This window comes from Pseudarthrobacter kochi (assembly GCF_055412805.1).
In genome coordinates, this window is sequence record NZ_JBVAYV010000003.1 from 200,881 (window position 1) to 207,596 (window position 6,716).

Sequence of the window (6,716 nt, forward strand, 5' to 3'; positions counted from 1 at the left end):
CGTGCGCCGGATGTTCCGTGTCCAGCATCACACCCTGCTACAGTGCAATCAAGGCAAAAAACTACAGATGGTATGTGCATGGATGCACATGCCGGGATCCAGAGGAGTCATGGTGGATTTGAGGCGGCTTCCAAGTCCGGATGACTTGCTCATCCTGCTGACCGTGGCCCGGCTGGGCCGGTTCAACGCCGTGGCGGAAACCCTCGGCACCACCCACACCACCATCTCCCGCCGGATCCTGGCGCTGGACAAGCAGCTGGGCGGGCGCACCCTCGAGCGGAGCCCGCACGGCTGGGAACTAACGGACCTGGGCGGCGAGGCCGTGGCGGCCGCCGAGGCGATCGAGGGTACCCTCGGTGCGCTCACGAACCGGATCGCACACTCCGAGGACGTGCTCTCGGGCCTGGTCCGGATCAGCACCCCCGACGGGTTCGGCGCCGAATTTGTCGCTCCGGCGCTCGTCCGGCTGCAGCGCCAGCATCCGCTGCTCAACGTTGAAATGCTCAGCGCCACGCGGAAGGTGAGCCAGAACCGCTCCGGCGTGGACCTCGAAGTGGTGGTGGGCAATCTCGACGTCAGCAACGCGCAGCCCATCTTCCTGTCCAACTACTTCCTCCGGCTCTATGCCAGCCCGCAGTACGCCCGGGAACATGGCCTGCCGGTAACGCTTGACGACGTCCGGCAGCACGGTTTTGTCTCCTACGTCGAGTCGGCCCTGCAGGTGGCCGAGCTCGGCCACCGTTCCACGCAGCTTCCCGTCCCGCGCTCCAGCTTCCAGGCCACCAGCATCTTTGCCCAGCTGGAGGCGGTGCGCCGGGGCGCCGGGATCGGCCTGCTGCCCAACTTCCTGGCGGTCGGCGACCCCAGCTTCCTGCCTGTTTTGCCGGACGACTTCCAGCGGCAGCTTCCGATCTGGGCGGTGGCCCGTTCGGAATCGTTGCGCTCGGCCCCGGTGCAGGCGGTGCTTGAAGCGGTCCGGACCGAGATCTCCGACCGCCAGGCGGTCCTGGCAGGCTGAACGAGCTGCAGCGAGAAGCGGTCCGGGGGCACTTTGACACGGACACGCCGCGGACAGTGGACCCAAGGGCCGGAATCGTGCTCAAAGGCGCCCCGGACGGCGAACGGGCACACATCAGGGCGCCACCTGAACCCAAAACGAACGGCCCGGGCCGCCCGCATTGCGGGGACCCGGGCCGTTCTTTTTTGGCTGTTACTTCATGCCTGCTACTTCTTGCCTGCGGCGAGCAGGTCTGCAGTGCCCTGGGCATCGGCGGCGTCGACGTCGTGCAGTGATACTCCGCGGGTTTCCTTGAGGAAGTACACCGCCACCATGGTGACCAGGCAGGCGCCGAGCAGGTAGATGGCCACCGGGACGGAGGACTTGAACTGGCTCAGCAGGGCGACGGCGATGATCGGGGCCATCGAACCGGCCACGATCGAGGTGACCTGGTAGCCCAGCGAGACGCCGGAGTAGCGCATCCGGGTCGGGAACATCTCGGCCATGATGGCCGGCTGGCCGGCGTACATAAGCGAGTGGAACAGCAGACCGATGGTGATCGCCGCGAGGATGACGAGGTCGTTCTTGGTGTCCATCATCGGGAAGGCGAAGAAGCCCCAGGTGCCGCCAAGGACAGCACCGGCCATGTAGACCGGCTTGCGGCCGAGGTTGTCGGAGAGCTTGCCGACCATGGGGATCACGGCGAAGTGGATTGCGTGCGCCACCAGCAGCAGGAGGAGGATGCGGGCGGTGTCCGTCTGCACGATGACCTTCAGGTACGTGATGGAGAACGTGACCACGAGGTAGTAGAGGATGTTCTCCGCGAAGCGCAGGCCCATCGCGGTGAAGACGCCACGCGGGTAGCGGCGGAACACTTCGCCGACGCCGTAGCCCTTCTTCTCGACGGTGACTTCCTTCTGGGCCTCCAGGAAGATGGGGGCGTCCGTGACCTTGGTCCGGATGTAGTAGCCCACCAGCACGATCACAGCGGAGAGCCAGAAGGCCACGCGCCAGCCCCAGCTGAGGAAGTCGGCGGAGGACAGCACAGAGGACAAGGTGAACAGCACGGCCGTGGCCAGCAGGTTGCCCAGCGGGACGGCCGACTGCGGCCACGCAGACCAGAAACCGCGGGACTTGCTCGGGCTGTGCTCGGCCACGAGGAGGACAGCGCCGCCCCATTCACCGCCGACGGCGAAGCCCTGGGCGAAGCGCAGGAACACGAGGAGGGCCGGAGCCCAGTAGCCGATCTGCTGGAAGGTCGGCAGGCAGCCCATCAGGAAGGTGGAGACGCCGACCAGGATGATGCTGAGCTGGAGGAGCTGCTTGCGGCCGAACTTGTCGCCGAAGTGTCCGAAGACGATGCCGCCGATGGGGCGGGCGACGAAGCCGACAGCGTAGGTGAGGAAGGCTGCAATGATGCCGTCCAGTTCCGTGCCGGAGTTGGGGAAGAACGTCTTGCCGAAGACAAGGGTGGCCGCGGAGGCGTAGAGGAAGAACTCGTACCACTCGACGACGGTTCCGGCCATGGAGGCCGTTACTACTTTTTTGAGGCCGGACGTCTTGACGTCGGTCTCTTCTGCGCGCCTTGCGGCCGCGTTTTCCGTGCTCATTTCGACTCCTTTGGCGTCGTCGTCGACGCCTCGTGGACCATTGGGAGGAGGGCGCTTGTGATGTGAGACACGCGGCGCCATTCCCCACGAGTATGGTCGCTTCCGGCCCGGGCCTCAACGGCCATTAGTGCAGAGCGCATCTGCAAAAATGCACACCGGACGCGGTTTTTAGTCGAAGGACTAGCCGAAGAAGTACTGTCGGAGCTGGTCGTTGAGCTGGCCGATCTCAGTGAGGAAGCCGTCGTGTCCGATCGGTGCCTCGATGGTGTGCACGGTAACGTCGCCCGGCAGGGCGTCGGCGAGCGCCTGGGACTGGGCCGGGAAGTACAGCCGGTCCGAGTCGACGGCCGCCACCAGGAACTCCGCGGTGGCGGGTGCCAGTGCTTCCGTGAGGGCGCCGCGGCCCCGGCTGATGTCATGGCTCATGAGTGCCTCGGTGATGGCAATGTAGCTGTTCGCATCGAAGCGGCGGACCAGTTTGTTGCCCTGGTGGTCGAGGTAGCTCTCCACCTGGTAGCGCCCCCGCCCGGCGAGGGATCCGGCTTCCAGCGGAGCCTCCGCGTCCTGGGCGTTCCGGCCGAAGCGTCCATCCAGCTCCGCGGCCGAGCGGTAGGTGATGTGCGCGATCCGCCGGGCCAGCGCCAGGCCCGCTTCCGGTTCGGGCCCGCCGTAGTAGTCCCCGCCGTTGAAGTTGGGGTCCTGCCGGATGGCGAGCGTCTGCGCCTGGGCGAAGGCAATCTGTTCTGCGGTGCTGCTGGCCCCGACCGAAATGACGCCGCAGCGCTGGACCCGTTCCGGGTGACTGACGGCCCACTCCAGGGCACGCGCCCCACCCAGGGAGCCGCCCAGCACGGCGTACCAGCTCCGGATGCCCAGGGCGTCCGCCAGCCTGGCCTCGGCCTCGGTGGTGTCCCGCAGCGTCACGAGCGGGAACCGCGAGCCCCACGGCTTCCCGTCGGGCGCCGCCGACGAGGGCCCGGTGGAGCCGTAGCAGCCGCCGAGGATGTTGATGGAGACAACGAAGTACTTGTCCGTGTCCACGGGGGCGCCGGGGCCGGCGAGCTGCTCCCACCAGCCCGGTTCCTCGCTGGCGCCCCGCGTGACGTGGGTGTCACCCGTCAGCGCGTGCTCGATCAGCACGGCATTGGAGCGTTCCGGGTTCAGGGTCCCCCACGTCTCGTAGCCGAGGGTGACGTCCGGCAGCCGGGCGCCGGATTCGAGCTCCAGATCCCCGATCCGGAGGTACTGGACCGTTCCGTCGAGGACTGCGTCAGCAACGGGCGCGCCAGCAACAGACGTGTCAGGGACACTGCGACCCGGGACCGGGGATTGGGGGGCCTTGCTTACAGGTGCACCCTGGCGGGTGGCGGCAATGCTCATGTGGGACCTCACTTCGCGCTTGCCCGCCGTCAGCTGACCGGCGGGCCAAGTCTTCACCCGGGGCACCCCGCCGCAAAAGGAGGGTTGCCGGCCAGCAAGCCGGGGCTGTCGCTGGCACTCATGACCTCCACTGAGTCTACGAAATGCGGCGGCCCGGTGGCGAAGATTGTGACGCCCGTATGACTCCCGGCGTCGTCACCTGCGAGAACCCGGAGCCCCGGCGCCCGCGCCACACGGCAGGGACGCCCGGGCCCTGGCGGTGATCAGGCGGTCTTGGCTGCGCGGAATCCGGCGTCCAGGTCGGCGAGGATGTCGTCGATGTGCTCCAGGCCCACGGAGAGCCGCACGAGGCCGGGGTTCACGCCGGCAACCGTCTGCTGTTCCGGCGAGAGCTGGCTGTGGGTGGTCGACGCCGGGTGGATGACCAGCGAGCGCACGTCCCCGATGTTGGCCACGTGTGAGTGCAGTTCGAGGGCGTCCACAAAGCGTTTGCCGGCCTCCGCTCCCCCGGCGAGGTTGAAGGAAACGACGGCGCCGGTCCCCTTCGGACCGTACTTGCGGCCGCGCTCGTACCAGGGGCTGGAGGGCAGCCCGGCGTAGGCGACGGATTCGACGTCGTCCCTGGCCTCGAGCCATTCGGCCACCTTGACGGCGTTGGCGACGTGCCGCTCCATGCGCAGGCTCAGGGTCTCGATGCCCTGGGCGATGAGGAAGGCGTTGAACGGGGACACCGCCGAACCGAGGTCGCGCAGCAGCTGGACCCGCGCCTTGAGGATGTAGGACAGGTTGGCGCCGAGGGCACCGTCCGCACCCAGGTCCCGGGCGTAGACCAGTCCGTTGTACGTGGGGTCCGGTGTGTTGAAGCCGGGGAAGCGCTCCGGGTCCTTGCCGAAGTCGAAGTTGCCGGAATCCACGATCACGCCGGCGATGGCCGTGCCATGTCCGCCGAGGTACTTGGTCGCGGAGTGCACCACGATGTCTGCGCCCCACTCGATCGGGCGGATGAGGAACGGTGTGGAGAGGGTGTTGTCCACGATCAGCGGCACGCCTGCCTCGTGGGCCACCTGCGAGATGCCCTCGATGTCCAGCACGTCCTGGCGGGGGTTGGAGACGACTTCGCCAAAGAACAGTTTGGTATTGGGCTGAACGGCATCCCGCCACTGCGCCAGGTTGTCCGGGTCCGGCACGAAGGTCACGGAGATGCCGAACTTCTTCAGCGTGTGCGCCAGCAGGTTGTAGGTGCCGCCGTACAGGCTGGGGCTGGCCACCACATGGTCGCCAGCCTCCGCGACGTTCAGGATCGCTAAGGTCTCCGCGGCCTGTCCGGAGCTCAGCAGCAGCGCCGCCAGTCCGCCTTCCAGGCTGGCCACCCGCTGCTCCACAGCGTCCTGGGTGGGGTTGCCGATCCGGGTGTAGATGGGAGCCCGTTCGGCCAGGGCGAAGCGGTTGGCGGCGCTTTCGGCGCTGGGGAAGACGAACGACGTCGTCTGGTAGATCGGCAGCGACCGGGCACCGGTGGCGCTGTCCGGCTCCTGGCCGGCGTGGATCTGACGGGTTTCGAAGGACCAGGCACTGGACATCGGGACACTCCTTAGGGGACCGGGCACAGGAAGCACCAGAGCCCCTGGGCCCGGGTCAACACTGGCGCCGCGCTTGCCCTCCGGCGGGTGCCGGACGGCCAGGTCTTCACCCGGGGCACCCCACCGCGAAACGAGGGTTGCCGGCCAGCAAGCCGGGGCTGTGCGCTGGCACTCATGACCTGACCCCAGTCTAGGAAGCGGTTCCGGGCTGTGGATAGCTTTGTGACGAACATGAAGTTGCCCGGCCGGCGTACCCGGCCACGGCCTTCAGATCCCGGCGTTGACGCGGAGAAATGCCGGGCCGGACAGCCCACGGGAGGACATCCCATCACGGTTAGGAGATCCTAAGCTGAGAGCCGCATCACAAAGTGCCAAGATGAGGGCATGCGCATGGATCACGTCTCTTACGCCTGTGAACAAGATGGCCTCGCTGCCACCACCGAACGAATTGCGTCTGCCCTCGGCGTGGAAGCCGTGAAGGGCGGAGTACACCCCCGATTCGGGACCCGCAACATGATTATCCCGCTCGCGGGACACAAATACGTTGAAGTCGTGGAGGTCCTGAACCACCCGGCCTCCGACAAGGCCCCCTTCGGCCAGGCCGTCCGTGCCCGCTCCGAAGCAGGCGGCGGCTGGATGGGCTGGTGCGTCGAAGTTGACGACCTCGCCCCGTTCGAGGAGCGGCTGGGACGGGCTGCCGTCAACGGCAACCGCAAGTTCCCGGACGGCCGCGAACTGGTCTGGAAGCAGATCGGCATCCTCGGACTCATCGCCGATCCCCAGGTCCCCTACATGCTCAAGTGGGAGGGCGATCCGGAACTCCACCCGTCCAAGGCCTACGAGAGCAACGTCAAGATGTCCGCGCTCACGATCGTCGGCTCGGCGGAGCGCGTCACCGAATGGCTCGGTGTTCCGGTGGAGAAGCCGCTGGAGGACGTGGCCGTGAACTGGCTCGCTCCCCGCGGGACACCCGGCATCCTCTCCGTCACCTTCGAGACAGCTTCCGGAGCCGTCACCATCTGAGTTCCTTACCGCCCCACACTTCGGCCGCCATCAGCGGGTGCCAATGACGTCACCCACCGATGGCGGCCGAAATCTTTTAACACCCAACGCGGGGTCCATTAGCGGTCTGCTGTAGGGTTCGGAGAG

5 protein-coding genes and 2 riboswitches are annotated in these 6,716 nt (G+C 67.0%); of the genes, 2 read left to right on the forward strand and 3 right to left on the reverse strand.

Annotation, left to right across the window (positions count from 1 at the left end; translation table 11 throughout):
- Positions 1 to 118 precede the first annotated feature (118 nt).
- Positions 119 to 1,018, forward strand: coding sequence for a LysR family transcriptional regulator (locus tag ACZY0Y_RS03130; RefSeq protein ID WP_160669119.1), 900 nt, complete (start codon positions 119 to 121; stop codon positions 1,016 to 1,018).
- 206 nt (positions 1,019 to 1,224) lie between these two features.
- Here ACZY0Y_RS03130 and ACZY0Y_RS03135 read toward each other — a convergent pair whose 3' ends face one another.
- From ACZY0Y_RS03135 to ACZY0Y_RS03145, 3 genes are all read right to left on the reverse strand, one after another.
- A complete protein-coding gene (locus ACZY0Y_RS03135) occupies positions 1,225 to 2,607 on the reverse strand; it encodes an MFS transporter (RefSeq protein WP_160666898.1) in 1,383 nt (460 codons plus the stop codon).
- Between the two features lie 180 nt (positions 2,608 to 2,787).
- Positions 2,788 to 3,987: a homoserine O-acetyltransferase MetX gene (gene metX, locus ACZY0Y_RS03140; protein WP_463956770.1), complete on the reverse strand. Its 1,200-nt coding sequence runs from the start codon at positions 3,985 to 3,987 to the stop codon at positions 2,788 to 2,790.
- A gap of 10 nt (positions 3,988 to 3,997) precedes the next feature.
- Positions 3,998 to 4,113: riboswitch (SAM riboswitch) on the reverse strand.
- Positions 4,114 to 4,250: 137 nt separating this feature from the next.
- Positions 4,251 to 5,567 carry a bifunctional o-acetylhomoserine/o-acetylserine sulfhydrylase gene (locus tag ACZY0Y_RS03145; protein ID WP_463956772.1) on the reverse strand — a complete coding sequence of 439 codons (1,317 nt, stop codon included), beginning with the start codon at positions 5,565 to 5,567 and terminating at the stop codon, positions 4,251 to 4,253.
- Positions 5,568 to 5,631: 64 nt separating this feature from the next.
- Positions 5,632 to 5,747, reverse strand: a riboswitch (SAM riboswitch).
- Positions 5,748 to 5,951: 204 nt separating this feature from the next.
- Here ACZY0Y_RS03145 and ACZY0Y_RS03150 point away from each other — a divergent pair.
- Complete coding sequence (locus tag ACZY0Y_RS03150) at positions 5,952 to 6,590, forward strand: VOC family protein (protein ID WP_463883728.1); 639 nt, start codon at positions 5,952 to 5,954, stop codon at positions 6,588 to 6,590.
- Positions 6,591 to 6,716: the final 126 nt, after the last annotated feature.